We start from the raw sequence: 17144 nt of genomic DNA on the forward strand, positions 1-17144 counted from the left end.
AATCCACCACCCATTCCCCCGTGCGAAGTTGCTGCCGTTCTGTCCCGACTTGCACGGAAGAAGGTGGGCGGAGATGGCCGCCAACCCAAGCACTGGCGCGGGGGTGCGGCGGACGGCCGCGGGCCTCGCCGCGCTCATGGTCTGCACGGTGGCCCTGGCCGGGTGCGCCGACGCCCCGTCCGGCGCGAAGGGGGGACCGCCCGGGTCCGCGCACGGCGCGAAGAAGCCCGCCGGTGCCCCGGCGCCCAAGGCCGCGGTGCGCCTGATCGGCGACGGCTCGACCGCGTTCACCGGTCAGCAGCCGCTGCTGCCCAGACCCGAGCGCCTGAAACCGGGGCAGAAGCCCCCGCAGTTCGTGGTGTTCTCCTGGGACGGCGCGGGTGAGGACGGCCAGAAGCTGTTCTCCCACTTCCGCAAGGTCGCCAAGCGCAACAACGCCACGATGACGTACTTCCTCAGCGGTGTGTACATGCTCCCCGAGGAGAAGCGCAGGCTCTACAAGCCGCCGCAGCACCTCGCCGGCAGCTCGGACATCGGTTTCAACGACCGCGCGGGAATCAAGGACACCGTGGACCAGCTCCGCGGCGCCTGGCTTGAGGGCAATGAGATCGGCACCCACTTCAACGGCCACTTCTGCGGCACCGGCCGCGGCGTCGGCGAGTGGTCCGTCGCCGACTGGAAGAGCGAGATCAACCAGGCCAAGTCCTTTGTGAAGGGCTGGAAGACCAACACGGGCATGGGGAAGGCGCAGCCGCTGCCCTTCGACTACGACCGCGAACTCATCGGCGCCCGCACTCCCTGCCTCGAAGGCCGCACCAACTTCATGCGCGCGGCCCGCGAACTCGGCTTCCGCTACGACACCAGCGGCGTGAACAACCAGCTCTGGCCCAAGAAGAAGGAGGGCCTGTGGGACCTGTCGATGCAGCTCGTCCCGGTCCCCGGGCGCGGCTTCGAGACGCTCACCATGGACTACAACTTCATGGTGAACCAGTCAGGTTCGACCTCGCACGGTGACCCGGACAAGCACGAGTACTGGGGCGACCAGATGCGGGACGGCCTGATCAAGGGCTTCGACCGCGCCTACCACGGCAACCGCGCCCCCTTGATCATCGGCAACCACTTCGAGTCCTGGAACGGCGGCACGTACATGCGCGCCATCGAGGAGACGATCGAGCGCGTCTGCACCAAGCGCGAGGTGCGCTGTGTGTCCTTCCGGCAGCTCGCCGACTGGCTGGACGCGCAGGACCCGCAGGTGCTCGCCAAGCTGACCCGGCTCGGCGTCGGCAAGTCCCCGAAGGAGGGTTGGCCCGCCTTCCTGTCCGCCCGGCCCGCCCCGGCGCCGAAGGGCGTTCCGGGCGCGGAGCCGGCCAAGCGGTAGCCCCGTCCGGGGTCTGCGGCAGCCCGTCCGGGGTCGGCAGCGGTCCGTCCGGGGTCGGCGCCGCCCCGTCCGGGGTCAGGCGGTAGCCGTCGCGTGCTCCCGCAGGACGAAGTCGGGGTCGACCTGGGCGGCCAGGTCGACCCCGGTCCGCTCGTTGCCCCAGCTCTGGGCGTTCTTCAGGTGGAAGTGGACCATCTGGCGGGTGTAGCGCTCCCAGTCGCGGCGGTCGTAGGCGGAGTCGGCCGCTTCCTGGAGCGTCTTCAGGGCCAAGTGGTTGCTCTCCTCCAGGAGTTCGAACCGGGGCGGACGGCCCTTCTCCATGGAGCGCACCCAGTCGGAGTGCCCGACGGTCACCAGGAGGTCGTCGCCGACCTGCTCGCGCAGGAAGTCGATGTCGTCCTGACTCTGGACCTTGTTGCCGACGACCTTGAGGTCGACGCCGAAGTCGTGTGCGTACTCCTTGTACTGGCGATAGACGGAGACCCCCTTCCGGGTCGGCTCGGCGACGAGGAACGTCATGTCGAAGCGGGTGAACATCCCGGAGGCGAAGGAGTCGGAGCCCGCGGTCATGTCGACCACCGCGTACTCGTCGCGGCCGTCGACCAGGTGGTTCAGGAGCAGTTCGACCGCTCCCGTCTTGGAGTGGTAGCAGGCGACACCGAGGTCGGCTTCGGTGAACTGCCCGGTGACCATCAAACGCACGGCGCCGCCGTCGAGTTCCACGGCCCGCGCACACGCCTCGTACACCGGGTTGTCCTCGCAGACCCGCAGCAGCCGCGAGCCGTCGCCGGGCGGGGTCGTCTTGATCATTTTCTCGGCGCTCGCGATGCGCGGATTGGTGCCGCGCAGATAGTCCTTGATCAGCGGCAGTCGTCCGCCCATCGCGGGCAGCCCGGCGGCCTGCTCCTCGTCGAGGCCGAGGGCGGCGCCCAGGTGCTGGTTGATGTCGGCGTCCACCGCGATGACCGGCGCGCCGGTGGCGGCGAGGTGTCGGATGAAGAGCGAGGACAGCGTGGTCTTGCCGCTGCCGCCCTTCCCCACGAAAGCGATCTTCATGTTCAAGTAGCGTAGCCGCGCGCCCTGCCGCGGGGCCCTGTTCGCGTCGGGAGGGGCCGGATCGCGTGAAGAAGACCACTCCTTCGTGGCGGGCGGGCCCATGGTGCGTAGGGTCGTACTCATGAGTACGAAAGCCGATCCGCTGGCGGCCCTGGGCGCGCTGCCCGGTGTCGCCGACTCCGTGGACTCCGTGCGCAAGGCCGTGGACCGGGTGTACGGCCACCGGATCATGCGGCGTCGCAGCAATGAGGTCACCGCCGAGGCGGCGCTGCGGGGCGCGCGCGGGTCCGCGGCGCTGTCCGGCGCCGAGTGGGCCCTGGAGGAGGTCCGCAGGCGCACCGACTTCAGCGGCGAGGGCGACGCGCGCGTGATGGGCGCCGCGCTGCGGCTGACCGCCGAGGCGGGGCAGCTCCTGTCCATCTGGCGGCAGTCGCCGATGCGGGTGCTCGCGCGGCTGCACCTGGTCGCCGCGGCCGACGCCGACGAGGCCGCGGGCCGTCCGCGGCTCGCGGGCGAACCGGTCGATGAGCCGTTGATCGAGCTGGAGTTGCCGGACGCCGACGAGGTGGCGGGGCGGCTCGAAGGCCTTGCGCAGTTGATCATCGCGGGCGGCTCGGCGCCGGCCCTGGTGACGGCGGCCGTGGTGCACGGCGAACTCGCGGCCCTGCGGCCCTTCGGCTCCTGCAACGGCCTGGTGGCGCGCGCGGCCGAGCGCATCGTCCTGGTGGGCAGCGGCCTCGACCCGAAGTCCATCTGCCCGGCCGAGGCGGGCCACGCGGAGCTGGGACGCGCTGCCTACGTGGGCGCTCTGGAGGCGTACGTGTCCGGCACTCCGGAGGGTGTGGCCGCCTGGATCGCCCACTGCGGCAAGGCGGTTGAGCTGGGCGTCAGGGAGTCGACGGCGGTGTGTGAGGCGCTGCAGCGCGGAGCGGCGTAGCCGGGACTCCGGGAACAGGGATGCGGCGGTACGAGAATTCGTACCGCCGCTGGCATGTTCACCGGGTTACCAAGCGTCCTCGAAAGTTTGCCCATCAGGTCGGGAACTTTGCCCGTCACCTGGTGCGGCTGGCCCGTAATCGACGGGTCGACGTCGCGTGGGTGCTCGGTGGCCATGCTTCGGTCCGTGGGGCCAATCAATGCGGTTAAAGGTAATCCTCTCGGATGTCCTTGGTCTCGCGGGCCGTTGACTCCTTTGTACTCCTGTCCTGGAGGAAGCGGAAGCCCTGACCGCACTTCTTTACTTTTAGGTTCAAACAAGGGTGAATCGGGCGCAGGGTTCCGGCCGCCTCCAGGGGCGCACCCGAGCGCCGTGGAGCGCGCCCCCGTAGTGCGAGGTCAGCTCGCTGCCGCGCGCCGTCGGCTGGCGAACCACACGAGGCCCGCGGTGGCCGCCGCGGCACCGACCGCGGCCGCCGCGACGAGCGCCGGACGGCGGGGTGCGGGCAGTCGCTGCTTGAGCCGCACCGGGCGGTGGAAGTCCAGAATCGGCCACCCGCGCGCGAGGGCCTCACGGCGCAGCGCCCGGTCCGGGTTGACGGCGAAGGGATGGCCGACGGACTCGAGCATGGGCACGTCCGTGGCCGAGTCGCTGTAGGCGAAGCAGCGCTCCAGGTCGTATCCCTCGGACTCGGCGAGTTCCCGGATGGCCTCCGCCTTGGTGGGGCCGTACGCGTAGTACTCCACCTCGCCCGTGAAGCAGCCGTCGTCGCCGACCACCATCCGCGTGGCCACCACCCGGTCCGCGCCCAGGAGTTCACCGATCGGCTCGACCACCTCGGCGCCCGAGGTGGAGACGATGACGACGTCGCGGCCCGCGGTGTGGTGCTCCTCGATGAGGGAGGCCGCCTCGTCGTAGATGATCGGGTCGATCAGGTCGTGCAGCGTCTCCGCGACGATCTCCTTGACCTGCTCCACGTTCCAGCCGCGGCACAGCGAGGACAGGTATGCCCGCATCCGTTCCATCTGGTCGTGGTCGGCCCCGCCGGCGAGGAACACGAACTGGGCATATGCGGTCCGCAGTACCGCCCTGCGGTTGATCAGCCCGCCTTGGTAGAACGACTTGCTGAAGGTGAGCGTGCTCGACTTCGCAATGACCGTCTTGTCCAGGTCAAAGAACGCGGCTGTGCGGGGCGACGAGTGGTTTTCCACGAGGTTGAGCATAGGCGCCCACCATTCGGCGTAAGCTGAGGCGCGTGGGTTTGCCTGAGAAGGCTCTCGGGTACACCATGGAAGTCACGGATCGTTCGCGACCGTGCTAACCCGGTCTGGCTCCTCCCCCCCCGAGTCGGACCGAGGGGACGACCCCCGCTCTCCCCCCCGGCGGGGGTCGTCGCATGTCCGGGTGGGTTTTTGACCCCCATTCCTGATCTTTTCCGATCGTCGTGGCGCCGTGTGTGCCGAATCGACGTCGATGCCGCGCGCCCAAGATCCGTCACTGTGTGTAGCTGTAGGGCTGCGCTGCGGAAGGCGCCGGGGGTGTCGCCGGTATGGGTGAAGGAGTTATTCACAGCCAACGTCTTCTCCACAGTTATTGACCAAGATCCACATGTTTTCCGGGATCGCCGCACGCTTGATTCCGTTCGTGAAGTTCTTGGCCGGATTCCATTGGCCGGTCTTCGCGGACGCGCATCCGGATGCGCACACACGCGCATTCGAAGGACTTGCAGCGAGAGGGGGCCGGAAGATCGTGGCTGGAGTCATTGCGTACGACACACCACCGACGTCCGAGGGGCGCGCCGGTGGACCATTGATCGTCACGGAGGACGTGGACCTGCTGGACGACCTGCTGCGGCTGTGCGCCGCGGCGGGAGCACGGCCCGAGGTGCACCACGGCGTGCCCGAGCGCGGCGGCGGATGGGAGTCCGCCCCGCTCGTCCTCGTCGGGGACGACGCGGCCGACCGCGTGCGCGGCGCCGCGCGCCGCCGCGGGGTCGTGCTCGTGGGGCGCGACCAGGACGACTCGGGCGTGTGGCGGCGGGCCGTGGAGATCGGCGCCGACGACGTGCTCGTCCTGCCCGACGGCGAGCAGTGGCTGGTGGACCGCATCGCCGACGTCGCCGAGGGCGTCGGACGACCCGCGCTGACCGTCGGCCTCATCGGCGGCCGCGGCGGCGCGGGGGCCTCCACGCTCGCCTGCGCCCTGGCCGTCACCGCGGCGCGCGCCGGACGGCGCACCATGCTGGTCGACGCCGACCCCCTGGGCGGCGGACTCGACGTGATGCTCGGCGGGGAGACCGCCGAAGGACTGCGCTGGCCCGCCTTCGCGCAGTCGCGGGGCCGGATCGGGGGCGGCGCCCTGGAGGAGTCGCTGCCCGCCCTGCACGACCTGCGCGTCCTCAGCTGGGACCGCGGGGACACACTGACCATCGCGCCGGAGGCCGTGCGTGCCGTCCTGGCCGCGGCTCGCAGGCGCGGGGGCGTCGTGGTCGTCGACCTGCCGCGCCGCGTGGACGAAGCGATGGCGGAGGCGCTGGCGCAGCTGGACCTCGGCCTGCTCGTGGTGCCGGCGGAACTGCGCGCGGTGGCCGGGGCCCGGCGGGTCGCTTCGGCCGTGAGCATGGTGCTGCGGGACCTGCGGCTCGTCACCACCCCCGGCCTGTCCGGCGGCGACGGCCTCGACGCGGACGAGGTGGCCCGGCTGCTCGGCCTGCCTCTCGTCGGCGAACTGCCCCAGGAGCACGGCCTCGGGGCCGCGCGCGGCGGTGGACAGCCGCCCGGCGGCGCGGCGCGCGGGCCCCTGGCCCGGTTCTGCGCGGCCTTCTGGGAGCAGCTTCCGGCCCACACCGGAGGGGGCGTATGACCGCCGTCGTGGGCGCCCGGATGCTGGACGGGGTCCGGCAGTGGCTCGCGGCGAACGGCACCGAGCCCACCCCGGCCCGGGTCGCCGAGGCCCTGCGGGCGCAGGGACGGATCCTGGGCGACGCCGAAGTGCTCGGCGCGGCCGAGCAGTTGCGCTCCGAGCTGGTAGGCGCGGGCCCGTTGGAACCGCTGCTCGCCGACCCCTCGGTGACCGACGTGCTGGTGTCCGCGCCGGACCGCGTCTGGGTGGACCGCGGCGGCGGCCTTGAGCTCACGCGGGTCTCCTTCCGGGACCCGGCGGCTGTGCGGCGACTCGCCCAGCGGCTCGCGGCGGTGGCCGGGCGGCGCCTGGACGACGCCCGGCCCTGGGTGGACGCCCGCCTGCCGGACGGCACCCGGCTGCACGCGGTGCTGCCCCCGGTCGCCGTCGGTTCCGCCTGTCTGTCGCTGCGCGTCGTGCGGCCCCGCGCCTTCACCCTCGCCGAACTGGTCGCGGCCGGCACGGTGCCGCCCGGCGGGGAGCGAGTGCTGCGCCGCCTCCTCGACGCCCGCCTCTCGTACCTCATCAGCGGTGGCACGGGCAGCGGCAAGACGACCCTCCTGAGCACCCTGCTCGGCCTCGTCGGACCGGGCGAGCGGATCGTCCTGGCCGAGGACTCCGCGGAGTTGCGCCCCGACCACCCGCACGTGGTGCGCCTGGAGTCCCGGCCCGCCAACCAGGAAGGCGCGGGCCGCGTCGGCCTGGACGACCTGGTGCGCCAGGCCCTGCGGATGCGCCCCGACCGGCTGGTGGTGGGCGAGGTGCGGGGCGCCGAGGTGGTGCACCTCCTGGCCGCGCTGAACACCGGCCATGAGGGCGGCTGCGGCACGGTGCACGCCAACGCCGCCGCCGACGTCCCGGCCCGCCTGGAGGCGCTGGGCACGGCCGCCGGGCTCGACCGGGCGGCTCTGCACAGCCAGTTGGCGGCGGCCCTGTCGGTGGTCCTCCATCTCGTACGGGACCGGGCGGGCCGGCGCCGGATCGCCGAGGTGCAGGTCCTGGAGCGCGGCCCCTCGGGCCTGGTGGCCACGGTGCCCGCGCTGCGCTGGGGCGACCGGGGCTTCGTCCGGGAGCGCGGCTGGCCGCGACTGAGCGCACTGTTCGCGGAGCGGGGCGCGGGGACATGAGCGCGGCGCTGGCGTGCGGCGCCGCTCTGTGTGCGGGTGGGTCGGTGTGGCTGCTCGGCGGGCGGGTGCGGGCCGCCCGAGGGCTGCGGAGGGCGCGGTCCCTCCTGCCGGCCGGTGGTCCGGCCGCGGTGCCCCGGTGGCGGCGGGGGATCACGCGGGTACGCGGGCGGCTCGGGCACGAGGTCTGGCTCCTGGTGGGCGGGGCGGCCGTCGGGCTCCTCGGCGAGTCCGTGCTGCCCTTGGTCGCGGGGGCGGTCGCCATGCCCCTCGCGGGCCGGCTGCGGAGGGCCCGGGAGGCCGCCCGCGCGCGGGGCCGCAGGGCCGACGCGGTCATCGCCCTGTGCGGGACTCTCGCCGGAGAGGTGCGGGCGGGACGACAGCCAGGGCAGGCGCTGCGGACGGCCGCGGAGACGGGCTCGCGGGCCTGCTCGGAGGCGGGCGGGAGCGTCGGCCGGGGACTCGGTGGGGCGCGGGCCGGGGTGCTCGCGGCGGCACGGTTCGGCGGGGATGTGCCCGGCGCGCTGCGCGAGGCCGCCCGGGAGCCGGGCGCCGAAGGGCTCCTTGGACTCGCGGCGTGCTGGCGGGTCGCCGTGGACCGGGGCGCGGGCCTCGCCGCCGGACTGGAGCGCCTGGAAGGGGCGCTGCGCGCGGAGCGGGACCAACGGTCCGACCTGCGCGCGCAGTTGGCGGGCGCCCGGTCGACGGTCCTGATGCTCGCCGGACTCCCCGTCCTGGGCCTGCTCCTCGGCGCCGCGCTCGGCGCCGAGCCACTGCGGGTGCTGTTGCACACCGGGGCGGGCCTCGGCTGCCTGGCCGTGGGCGGAGTGTTCGAGGGCGCGGGCGCGTGGTGGGCGCTGCGGATCATGCGGAAGGCGGAGGGACGATGACGGACGAGCTGATCGTCGGCGCCGGAGTTCTCCACAGCCTGGGGGCGGCGGTGTGGTCGGTGGCGGCCCTGGTGTGGCTGCTGCTGACCCTGGCGGCGGCACGACAGGAACGGGCCGCGGGACGCCGGGCCTTGGCCGTCCTGGGGGTCGGCGGACGTCCGCAGGGGACATGGGGTCGAGGGCGCGGCGAAGGGGACGAAGGTGCCGGCGGGCGCGCGTGGCTCCGGCGGTGGGGCGATGCGGATTCCGGGCGGCGGGCGCTGGCGCGGAGATGGCTGACGGTGGCCGGGGTGGTCGGCGCGGGATGGGCGCTGGTCGGCGGGATCACGGGCTGTGTGGTGGGCGTGGTCGCGGGGTGCTGCGTGTGGCGGTTGCGGCCGGGCGCCGACCGGAAGGATGAGGCCGACGCCGCTCAAGCCGCTCGCCAACTGCCTCTGGCGGCGGATCTGTTGGCGGCCTGTGTGGCGGCCGGAGCCGGGCCCGTGATGGCGGCGCAGGCCGTGGGCGAGTCCATGGGAGGACCCGTCGGGGAACGGCTCGCCTGGGGCGCGGCGCAGGCACGGCTCGGCGGCACGCCGGTCGACGCGTGGCGGCGGGTCGGTGAGATACCGGGCGCCGACGCGCTGGCCCGCCTCCTGGAGCGCACCACCGACTCCGGTTCGCCCGCCGCCGGCCCCGTCGCCCGGTTCGCCGTGGACTGCCGAACCGAGCAGGGACGCATGGCGACAGCCCGGGCCCGGCGCGCCGCGGTCCAGATGACGGCGCCGGTGGGCCTGTGCTTCCTGCCCGCGTTCATCGCGATCGGTGTGGTGCCGGTGGTGATCGGGCTGGCGGGGGGCTTGATGAGCGGGCAGTGAGGGGGTCTGAGGCCGGGTGCGCGGACGGGGGTGCCGCGGGCCGCCTGGGCGAAATGTCGTACGGGTGGCAGGACATCGCGGCGGGGCAGACCGAACGACCAGCTCCGAGAGAACAGCTTTCGCAAAGCCAGCTGTGAACGACCAGCTGTGAACAACCGACAGAGATTCCATGGGGGTTGAAATGTGGGAAAAGGTGCGTGCGCGGGCTCGGCTGTACGTGGCCAGGCTGGCGCGGTGGATGCGGAGGGAGTGGCCGATGCGTCCCATGAGGTCAGCGAAGCAAAGGAGGTCAGTGAGGCCAGTGCGTCTGCTGGGGCGGATGCGGGGTGTCGCGCGGGATTCCGGAATGGTGACTTCCGAGTACGCGATGGGGATCATCGTTATCTTGGGTGCCTGAGTTTCTTAAGACATGTGAGGCAAGTAGGGTGATCTCGTACTTGCCTCACAGATATCCGAGGGATGTTAGGCACGTTGGTCACCGCTGCCGTTCTGCACCGCCACTTCCGCCCTGAGCGCGCCAGAGCCGCTGATCAGACCACGTACTGGGTGGTCGTCAACGAGTCCTTCGAACTACACGTGGAAGCGTGCGCCTACCTGGCCGGGCTGCGGGGTGCCGACCGCGCGTACAACACTGAGCGGACGTACGCGGGCCGGATCGCCTTGTACCTGTCGTACTGTGCCGAGTTCGGCGTGGACTGGACGCGACCGAGCCTGGGCCAACTGATGGCGATCATGCGGTGGTTGGTGGATGAGCCGCTGCCCTCTCGGGGTCGCAGGCCCGATGTGGAGCCGCGGTTCCGCAGCAAGGACACCGCGAACAAGATCATGGGGACGATCGGCGAGTTCCTGGCCTGGTCCGCACTGCAGGGCTGGGTCCCGGCGAGCGTGGTCAGCCAGCTGGTCCAGCCGAAGTTCCTGCACTTCGCCCCGCCCGGCTTCGACCCCGGTGAGGACGGACAGCACCGCACGGTGCAGGCCCGGCGGATCAAGTACCGGGTCGCGGTGCGGGGTTATGAGTGGCTGTCGGACGAGCAGATCACGAAGGTCATCGACTGCACCACGCACGCCCGGGACCGGTTTTTGGTCTCGCTGCTGGCGGTGACCGGGGTCCGCATCGGCGAGGCCCTGGGGCTGCGCCGGGAGGACATGCACTTTCTCCCCGACTCCACGGCGCTGGGCTGCCGGATAGAGGGCCCGCACATCCACGTGCGGCGCCGGGTGAACAGCAACGGCGCCTTCGCCAAGTCGCCGCAGTCACGCTGGATTCCGGTGGAGGCCGACACCGTCGCCCTGTACGCCGACTACCGCTACGAGCGCGACGAGGTGCCCGAGGCCGCGGGCTGCGACATGGTGTTCGTCAACCTCTTCCACGCCCCGCTGGGCGAGGCGATGAAGTACCCCAGCACTTATGAGCTGTTCAAGCGGCTCGCCAAGAGAGCCGGATTCGCGGCGCGTCCGCACATGTTCCGCCACTCCGCGATCACACGGTGGGTCCGCTCCGGGGTGCCCCGCGATGTCGCCCAGAACATGGCCGGGCACGCCGCGCCGCAGTCCATGGACCCCTACACCCACGCCACCGACCAGGACAAACGCGACGCCGTGAAGATGGTGGCCGCCAAGAGAAGGGAAGCTGGCGCGTGACGGCGACGGGGAAGGTCGTACTGCTGCACGGGCCACGCCCGGCCGCCGAGCCCGCGCCGGGGGACGTGGTGCCTCAGGTCCTGACCGAGTGGGCCGCCTGGCTTCGCGGCCACCTCACAGACGGGTGGCGGGCGGGCGAGTGGGACGCGGATGCCTGGCTGTTCACCGGGGATGTGGACAACCGCCGCACGGTGGTCTTCCGGTGCGCCGTGGCGGCCTGCGAGGGCCTGTGCAAGACGAGGGGCCTGTGCGCCACCTGCGAGAAGGCGCATCGCTCAAGTGGCCTGGCCCTGAAGGAGTTCAAGGCCGTTTTCGTGCCCGAACGCAACCGGGTGATCTCCGGGCAGCGAGTCTCCTGCCGGGTCAGGGACTGCCCGCGCGATGCGATGCTGTGGGGGCTGTGCAACGCGCACGGCTCGCTGCGGCACAAGTACTTGCAGCGCGACCCTGGCTCCGACCTGGACGCCTGGATCGCGAGGCAGAGCCCATATCCGCCCTCCCCGGCCTGCCGGGTGGCCGGCTGCCGTTACGACGCACGGGCCACCTTCGGGCTGTGCCCCATGCACCAGAGTCGCTGGAAGAAGCACGCCGCCGCCTCCCGCAGGCAGCAGCCTATGGTGGTGGATGCCGGGTGGCTGGAGCATCAGGCGCCGCACCTGAACGTCCACCAGTTCTCGCTGGCGCCGCTGGACCCGGTGGCTCGCCTGGAAGTGCTCTACGCACTCCAGCAGCGCGACGAGCGCGGGCAGAAGATCGACCCGGTCGCCGTGCGGCAGGCCGTGTCCCACCTCGCCGACCGGGTGGAGAGCATTGCCACGGCCGATGTTGAGCGGGTACAGGGACCGCGGCAGGCGAACGTGGACGCCCTGCTGCGCGAGACCCACCGCATCCTGCGCTCGGCCTTCGACCGCTTCAACGGCATCGACCCGACCAGCCGGGACGTGCTGGACCTGGCCGAACTCGGCGTGCGCGGCGTCCGCGGCGGCCCCACCCACCGGCCCATCACCCTGGATGTCACCGAGATCCGCCAGGGGTGGCTGCGGCAGATCCTGGTCACCTGGATCGACGAGACGAAGCCGACGACCACCGAGGCCCGCCGGGCCCACCGCGCCTGCCTGGCCGCCGCCCGCGCCCTGGACGTGCGCCCCGGCGGCGGCCAGGACCCGGCCGCACTCGGCTTCGCCGACATGAACGCCGTGGTCGACACCTTCCGCCAGCTGCCCAAGCTGGACGGCACCCCCATGTCCAGCAGGCAGCGCGGCGCCCTGCTGACCTTCTTCTTCAAGGTCCTGGACTACAACCGCGCCGCCGGGCATCTGGATGGCATGTCCGGCCGCTTCGCCCGCCACTCTACCCACGTCATCAAGCAGGAAGAGACGGCCGAGGACGAGCCGGGCAGGGCCCTGCCCGAGACCGTCACCGCCCAACTCGACCAGCAAACCAACCTGCTGGGCCAGGGACTGACCCATGGCCGCATGACGGCCGAGCAGGTCAAGGCGATGGCCCGCGCCGTCTACGAGCTGCTGCGGGACACCGGCCGGCGCCCCTATGAGATCGGCGAACTGCGCACGGACTGCCTCGAATACGCTGACGGGGACTGGGAGCTGGTCTGGGACAACCGCAAGGCCCGCCGCAACGGACGGCGCCTGCCCGTCGATACCGACACCGTCAACACCATCCGCGCCTGGCTGGCCGTACGCGACACCCTCGACCTGCCCGTGGGCAGCGAGCCCTATCTCTTCCCGCCCGCCGGGGACGACGGCATGGTGCGGCACCTGGACTCCGGACAGATCGCGACCGTCATCCGCGAGTGGACCAGGATCCTGCCGCCCCTGGTCGGCGAGGAGATCGGCCGCGACGGCGAACGGGTGCCCTTCGACGTCTCGTTGATCTTTCCCTACGCCTTCCGTCACTCCTACGCCCAGCGGCACGCGGACGCCGGGGTCCCCATCGACGTGCTGCGTGAACTGATGGACCACAAATCCATCCAAACCACCCATCGGTACTACAAGATCAGCCAGAAGCGGAAGCGGCAGGCGGTCAACGTCATGCGCCTGCACACCGTGGACCGCACTGGCAGGGCGGCGCCGATGGCCTCGGCCACGGCCTACCAGGCCCGCGCGGTGGCGGTGCCGTTCGGCAACTGCACCGAGCCGTCCAACGTGAAGGCCGGGGGCAAGGCATGCCCGATCCGTTTCCAGTGCGCCGCCTGCCCCTCCTACCGGCCCGATCCGTCCTACCTGCCCGCCATCGAAGATCACATCCGCTCCCTAAAGGCCAACAAGGAGATGGCCGCCATGATGGAGGTGGACGAGTTCGTCGCCCGCAACCTGGATGAACAGATCGCGGCCTTCAAGGGGACCGCGGCCACGATGCGGAAGCTGATGGAGGCCATGAGCGTCGAAGAGCGCGACGAGGTCGAACAGGCTGCCACCGTCCTGCGCAAGGTGCGGGCCGCCCAGGGCGGCGCCGCGGTCGCCCTGGGCATGCCCTCCTTCCCCGCCCCGCGCGAGACGAGCGAGGGGAGCACGGCATGACCAAGGCCCAGCGCACCCCCGGCGACGTGCTGCGCGAGTCCCGCAAGAAGGACAGCCAGACCAAACGCGCCCAGGTGCTGGCCGCCCTGGATGCGATGAAGGAACGAGGAGAGACCGTCACCTTCGCCGCGGTCGCCCGCGCCGCCCACGTCTCCAACTGGCTCGTGTACGCCGAGGGCGTGCGCGAGCACATCGAAGACGCCATGAAGGGCCAGACCAAGGCCCAGCGCCGCACGGCCCGGGCCGGGACGAGCGCATCCGCGGCGAGCCTGGCCACCGACCTGGCTCTGCTGAAGGAAGAGAACAAGGCCCTGCGCGAAGAGCGGGACCGCCTCAAGAAGGCCGTCCAGCGCCAGCTGGGCGCCCAGATCGAACAGGCCGGGACCAAGGAGCTGACCGGACGGGTCAACGAGCTCCTGGCGGCCGTGGAACGGCTCACCCTGGAACGCGACGAGATACGCGCCGAACGGGACGACCTCAAGCGCAAACTCACCGAGACCGAGGACGACTTGACCGCCGCCCGCGAAGCAGGCAAGGAGATGTTCAAGCGGATCAACCGCACTTGACCAGGCGCGATGCCCCAGCGACCCGGCAGCGACAAGGGGTGCCGGTAAGAACGCTGTCACCGATCCTGCTGGCTTATTCCGTGCCCAGCGGGGCTGACGGCTCGTTGGTCGGGACAGCAGCGGCCGTCTTGGCGTTCCCGGTCGCGGGTGGGGTGTGGAATGTCGATGCAGCCGAAGCCGTGGCCGAAGGTGCCTGAGCTGACGGCGCAGGTGGCGCGGGCAGTGGCGGCAAAGGGCCCGTATCCGTTGGCGATGCGGGTCCGTGACGAGCTGGGCGAGCTGTTCGCGGACGCCGAGTTCGCCGAGGCCTTCGGAGTCAGAGGACGGCCGGGCTGGTCACCAGGCCAGCTCGCGTTGGTGACGGTGTTGCAGTTCGCCGAGAATCTCACCGACCGGGCGGCAGCGCATCGGGTGCGGTACGGCATGGACCTGAAGTACGCGCTCGGCCTGGAGCTGGATGATCCCGGGTTCGACGCCTCGGTGCTGTCCGAGTTCCGCACGCGGCTGGTCGAGCACGGGATGGAGGAGAAGGTGCTCGACCTGCTGCTGACCGCGCTCAAGGACCGGGGCCTGGTGAAGGCGGGAGGCAGGCAGCGCACCGACTCCACCCGCGTGCTGGCGGCGGTCCGCGACCTGAACAGGCTGGAGCTGGCCGGGGAAACACTGCGGGCCACGCTGGAGGCGCTGGCCTGTGCGGCCCCGGACTGGCTGGCCGGGGCGGTGTCCGTTCGGGAATGGGCCGACCGCTACGGTCCGCGGACTCACTCCTGGCATCCTCCGGCTTCCACGAGCAAGCGCGAGGAGATGGCTCTGGTCTACGGCCGGGACGGGTTCGCGCTGCTGGAGGCGGTGCATGCCCCTGATGCTCCGTCCTGGCTGCGCGAACTCCCGGCGGTGCAGGTCCTGCGCACGATGTGGGTGCAGAACTACCACCGCACCGTGTCCGAAGCCGGAGCGGAGGTGAAGCGGCGGGAGAGCCGAGACCTCCCGCCCGGCAGACTGAGGCTGGCCTCTCCGTACGACACCGACGCCCGCTACGGTCTCAAACAGGGCTCCTGGTGGACCGGCTACAAGATCCACATCAGCGAGTCCTGCGACGATGCCGATGACCAGGACCCGGCTGCCGGCGGCCAGTCGCTGATCCCCGGAGCCGACGGACCGCCGCCGCGCTTGATCACCGGCATCGCGACCACCGATGCCACAGTGACCGACGCGGAGATGACCGAACCGGTCCATCACATGCTCGCTGCCCGCAGTCTCCTGCCCGCCGAGCACTTCCTCGATTCCGGTTACGCCTCCGCCGAGTTGATCGTCGGCATGAAGAAGAACTTCGGGGTCACCCTGGTCACCCCGGTCCTGATAAACAGTTCACCCCAGGCACGTGCCGGCGCCGGGTTCGACCGGACCGCGTTCACCATCGACTGGGACAAGCGGCAGGCCACCTGCCCACGCGGGGACACCAGCACCTGGTGGAGCCCTGCCACCCTGCGCGGCACCAAGGCCATCGTCATCAAGTTCGACAAGGAGACATGCCGCCCCTGCCCAGTGCGCGACCAGTGCACCAGCTCGAAGACCGGCGGCCGAACCCTCTCCCTGCAACCCCGCGAGGTTCAAGAAGTCCTCGACCATGCCCGCCTCCAGCAGGGCGACGAGCAGTGGCGAGCCAAGCACGGAACCCGCGCGGGCATCGAGGGAACCATCCACCAGGCCGTCGCGGTCACCGGGATGAGACGTGCCCGCTACCTCGGTCTCCAGAAGACCCACCTGGAGCACGTCTTCTCCGCCGTTGCGCTCAACCTCATCCGCCTCGATGCCTGGTGGAACGGCCACCCGCTCGACCGCACCCGCGTCAGCCACCTCGCCCGACTCGACCTCTCCCTCGCCGCATGACCAAACAAGCCAGGAGGATCGGTGACACGTTCTTGCGCGCCCTAGATGAACCCCCAAAAAACTTACTGGCGGGTTACTTGCCCCCTGCTGTCTGAGCTAGAACTGGAAGGCCGGACCGGCGAGTTGGGTAGCTGGGGGGAGTGGCTGGACTTCCATGTTGCGTACAGGGCCGCGCCGACGCTGGTGATCACGCCCGCGTTGGGTCCGGCGACCAGGAACACCAGCGCCGCCACCGTCAGCAGTACCAGCAGTGCGACCAGGTCCAGCACCTGCTCGCGCAGCCCGGCACGCCCCCTGTCGGCAGGTGCGCGGTCAGCGGGGGACATGGTTGGGTCGGGTACCGGAGCGTTTGGTGTCGTCGTCATGACAGTGAGTACAGGTTCTGGACAGGCTGGATACCAAGCGTCGTGAACACGCCCGTTGGAAAGAGATCACGCGCAAACGGCACCGCACACAGACGGTCTTCCCGCGAATACCCTGTGGTGTCCGCAGTTGTTCGCGCTAATTCGCCGTACGGCCCTCCCCTGTGCCCCTAACCTGGTCTTTGAGCACCCCCGGGGGGGCAAGGTGACGGCACAGACCAGTGGCAGTAGCGACAGCCCGGGCCGGGAGGGTGGAGACTTCGACCGGGCCTTGGCGACATTCGCCGAAGACTTACGCGACCTGCGGATTCAGCGCGGCAGCCGCCCGCTGCGTGACATCGCGGCGCGGGTGCCCCGAGGCAGGACAATGTCGCCGTCCGGGATCAGCGATACTCTCCGCGGCAAACGCCTGCCCGGCCGAGAATTCCTCCTGCTCCTGGTCCGCGCCCTGCTGTCCTTTGACGAAGACGGGCAGCCTCTGCAGTCGCTGCCTCCGCGCAACCACCCCACGCTAGTGCCCTGGCGGGAACGCTGGAACGACCTGACCAGGCTCAAGCAAGCCCAAGGCCCCCGCACCACCCCCGCATCCCCTAACGGCGGACCTACTGAGGAGGAAGGCGCTCTCGCCAACCCGTCTACCGGGCGGGCCGAAACCGATCCCGGCCGCGAGCTGGCCCCGGCACCGGACACTCCGGCCGTCGTGGCGCAACAGCCCGCAGCCGCATCCAAGGCCACTCCCTACACCATCCTCGGTGACCCCATCGTCGGCCACGACGCCATCGCGGTGGCTTTTTCGCCCGACGGCGCCCTTCTCGCCACCGCTGGCCGCGACGGGACGGTGCGGTTGTGGGACCCGATCACCCGCAAGCCGGTCGGCGACCCCATCGTCGGCCACACCCGAGCGGTCTTCGCGGTGGCTTTTTCGCCCGACGGCGCCCTTCTCGCCACCGCTGGCCGCGACGGGACGGTGCGGTTGTGGGACCCGATCACCCGCAAGCCGGTCGG

At 71.1% G+C, this 17144-nt stretch carries 13 protein-coding genes; 11 read left to right on the forward strand and 2 right to left on the reverse strand.

Annotated elements, in window-relative coordinates; translation table 11 throughout:
- Nucleotides 1-73 precede the first annotated feature (73 nt).
- On the forward strand, nucleotides 74-1378 hold the full coding sequence (locus ACZ6BG_RS34790) for a polysaccharide deacetylase family protein (protein ID WP_469009118.1): 1305 nt from the start codon (nucleotides 74-76) through the stop codon (nucleotides 1376-1378).
- A gap of 75 nt (nucleotides 1379-1453) precedes the next feature.
- Here the strand turns inward: ACZ6BG_RS34790 and ACZ6BG_RS34795 are convergent, their stop codons facing one another.
- Nucleotides 1454-2434: an ATP-binding protein gene (locus ACZ6BG_RS34795; RefSeq protein WP_469009120.1), complete on the reverse strand. Its 981-nt coding sequence runs from the start codon at nucleotides 2432-2434 to the stop codon at nucleotides 1454-1456.
- A 121-nt stretch (nucleotides 2435-2555) separates the two neighbouring features.
- Between ACZ6BG_RS34795 and ACZ6BG_RS34800 the strand changes: the two genes are divergently transcribed.
- Complete coding sequence (locus ACZ6BG_RS34800) at nucleotides 2556-3371, forward strand: Fic family protein (RefSeq protein WP_469009122.1); 816 nt, start codon at nucleotides 2556-2558, stop codon at nucleotides 3369-3371.
- Nucleotides 3372-3769: 398 nt separating this feature from the next.
- Here ACZ6BG_RS34800 and ACZ6BG_RS34805 read toward each other — a convergent pair whose 3' ends face one another.
- Nucleotides 3770-4594: an HAD family hydrolase gene (locus tag ACZ6BG_RS34805; RefSeq protein WP_469009124.1), complete on the reverse strand. Its 825-nt coding sequence runs from the start codon at nucleotides 4592-4594 to the stop codon at nucleotides 3770-3772.
- A 526-nt stretch (nucleotides 4595-5120) separates the two neighbouring features.
- Between ACZ6BG_RS34805 and ssd the strand changes: the two genes are divergently transcribed.
- The 9 genes from ssd to ACZ6BG_RS34850 all read left to right on the forward strand — a co-directional run.
- Complete coding sequence (ssd, locus tag ACZ6BG_RS34810; protein WP_469009126.1) at nucleotides 5121-6233, forward strand: septum site-determining protein Ssd; 1113 nt, start codon at nucleotides 5121-5123, stop codon at nucleotides 6231-6233.
- Complete coding sequence (locus ACZ6BG_RS34815; RefSeq protein ID WP_469009128.1) at nucleotides 6230-7399, forward strand: TadA family conjugal transfer-associated ATPase; 1170 nt, start codon at nucleotides 6230-6232, stop codon at nucleotides 7397-7399. The genes ssd and ACZ6BG_RS34815 overlap by 4 nt, the downstream gene beginning before the upstream one ends.
- Nucleotides 7396-8286, forward strand: coding sequence for a type II secretion system F family protein (locus ACZ6BG_RS34820; protein ID WP_469009129.1), 891 nt, complete (start codon nucleotides 7396-7398; stop codon nucleotides 8284-8286). Before ACZ6BG_RS34815 ends, ACZ6BG_RS34820 begins: the two co-directional genes overlap by 4 nt.
- Nucleotides 8283-9143 carry a type II secretion system F family protein gene (locus ACZ6BG_RS34825; RefSeq protein WP_469009131.1) on the forward strand — a complete coding sequence of 287 codons (861 nt, stop codon included), beginning with the start codon at nucleotides 8283-8285 and terminating at the stop codon, nucleotides 9141-9143. The genes ACZ6BG_RS34820 and ACZ6BG_RS34825 overlap by 4 nt, the downstream gene beginning before the upstream one ends.
- A gap of 459 nt (nucleotides 9144-9602) precedes the next feature.
- On the forward strand, nucleotides 9603-10784 hold the full coding sequence (locus ACZ6BG_RS34830) for a tyrosine-type recombinase/integrase (protein ID WP_469009133.1): 1182 nt from the start codon (nucleotides 9603-9605) through the stop codon (nucleotides 10782-10784).
- Nucleotides 10781-13321: a tyrosine-type recombinase/integrase gene (locus ACZ6BG_RS34835; protein WP_469009136.1), complete on the forward strand. Its 2541-nt coding sequence runs from the start codon at nucleotides 10781-10783 to the stop codon at nucleotides 13319-13321. The genes ACZ6BG_RS34830 and ACZ6BG_RS34835 overlap by 4 nt, the downstream gene beginning before the upstream one ends.
- On the forward strand, nucleotides 13318-13887 hold the full coding sequence (locus tag ACZ6BG_RS34840) for a DUF6262 family protein (RefSeq protein WP_469009139.1): 570 nt from the start codon (nucleotides 13318-13320) through the stop codon (nucleotides 13885-13887). The genes ACZ6BG_RS34835 and ACZ6BG_RS34840 overlap by 4 nt, the downstream gene beginning before the upstream one ends.
- Nucleotides 13888-14052: 165 nt before the next feature.
- Nucleotides 14053-15777: an IS1182 family transposase gene (locus tag ACZ6BG_RS34845; protein WP_469009142.1), complete on the forward strand. Its 1725-nt coding sequence runs from the start codon at nucleotides 14053-14055 to the stop codon at nucleotides 15775-15777.
- A gap of 633 nt (nucleotides 15778-16410) precedes the next feature.
- Nucleotides 16411-17144, forward strand: a 734-nt coding sequence (locus tag ACZ6BG_RS34850; protein WP_469009144.1) for a WD40 repeat domain-containing protein, incomplete at its 3' end; no start/stop codon positions are given.

The sequence above is a fragment of the Streptomyces sp. NPDC041205 genome (genome assembly GCF_055591765.1).

What these genes read in the sequence shown, in the direction of transcription:
- ACZ6BG_RS34840 (WP_469009139.1), top strand. Translation starts at nt 13,318, where the DNA reads ATGACCAAGGCCCAGCGCACCCCCGGCGACGTGCTGCGCGAGTCCCGC.
- ACZ6BG_RS34815 (WP_469009128.1), top strand. Translation starts at nt 6,230, where the DNA reads ATGACCGCCGTCGTGGGCGCCCGGATGCTGGACGGGGTCCGGCAGTGG.
- ACZ6BG_RS34800 (WP_469009122.1), top strand. Translation starts at nt 2,556, where the DNA reads ATGAGTACGAAAGCCGATCCGCTGGCGGCCCTGGGCGCGCTGCCCGGT.
- ACZ6BG_RS34830 (WP_469009133.1), top strand. Translation starts at nt 9,603, where the DNA reads ATGTTAGGCACGTTGGTCACCGCTGCCGTTCTGCACCGCCACTTCCGC.
- ACZ6BG_RS34805 (WP_469009124.1), bottom strand. Translation starts at nt 4,594, where the DNA reads ATGCTCAACCTCGTGGAAAACCACTCGTCGCCCCGCACAGCCGCGTTC.
- ACZ6BG_RS34795 (WP_469009120.1), bottom strand. Translation starts at nt 2,434, where the DNA reads ATGAAGATCGCTTTCGTGGGGAAGGGCGGCAGCGGCAAGACCACGCTG.
- ACZ6BG_RS34790 (WP_469009118.1), top strand. Translation starts at nt 74, where the DNA reads ATGGCCGCCAACCCAAGCACTGGCGCGGGGGTGCGGCGGACGGCCGCG.
- ACZ6BG_RS34845 (WP_469009142.1), top strand. Translation starts at nt 14,053, where the DNA reads ATGCAGCCGAAGCCGTGGCCGAAGGTGCCTGAGCTGACGGCGCAGGTG.
- ACZ6BG_RS34825 (WP_469009131.1), top strand. Translation starts at nt 8,283, where the DNA reads ATGACGGACGAGCTGATCGTCGGCGCCGGAGTTCTCCACAGCCTGGGG.
- ACZ6BG_RS34820 (WP_469009129.1), top strand. Translation starts at nt 7,396, where the DNA reads ATGAGCGCGGCGCTGGCGTGCGGCGCCGCTCTGTGTGCGGGTGGGTCG.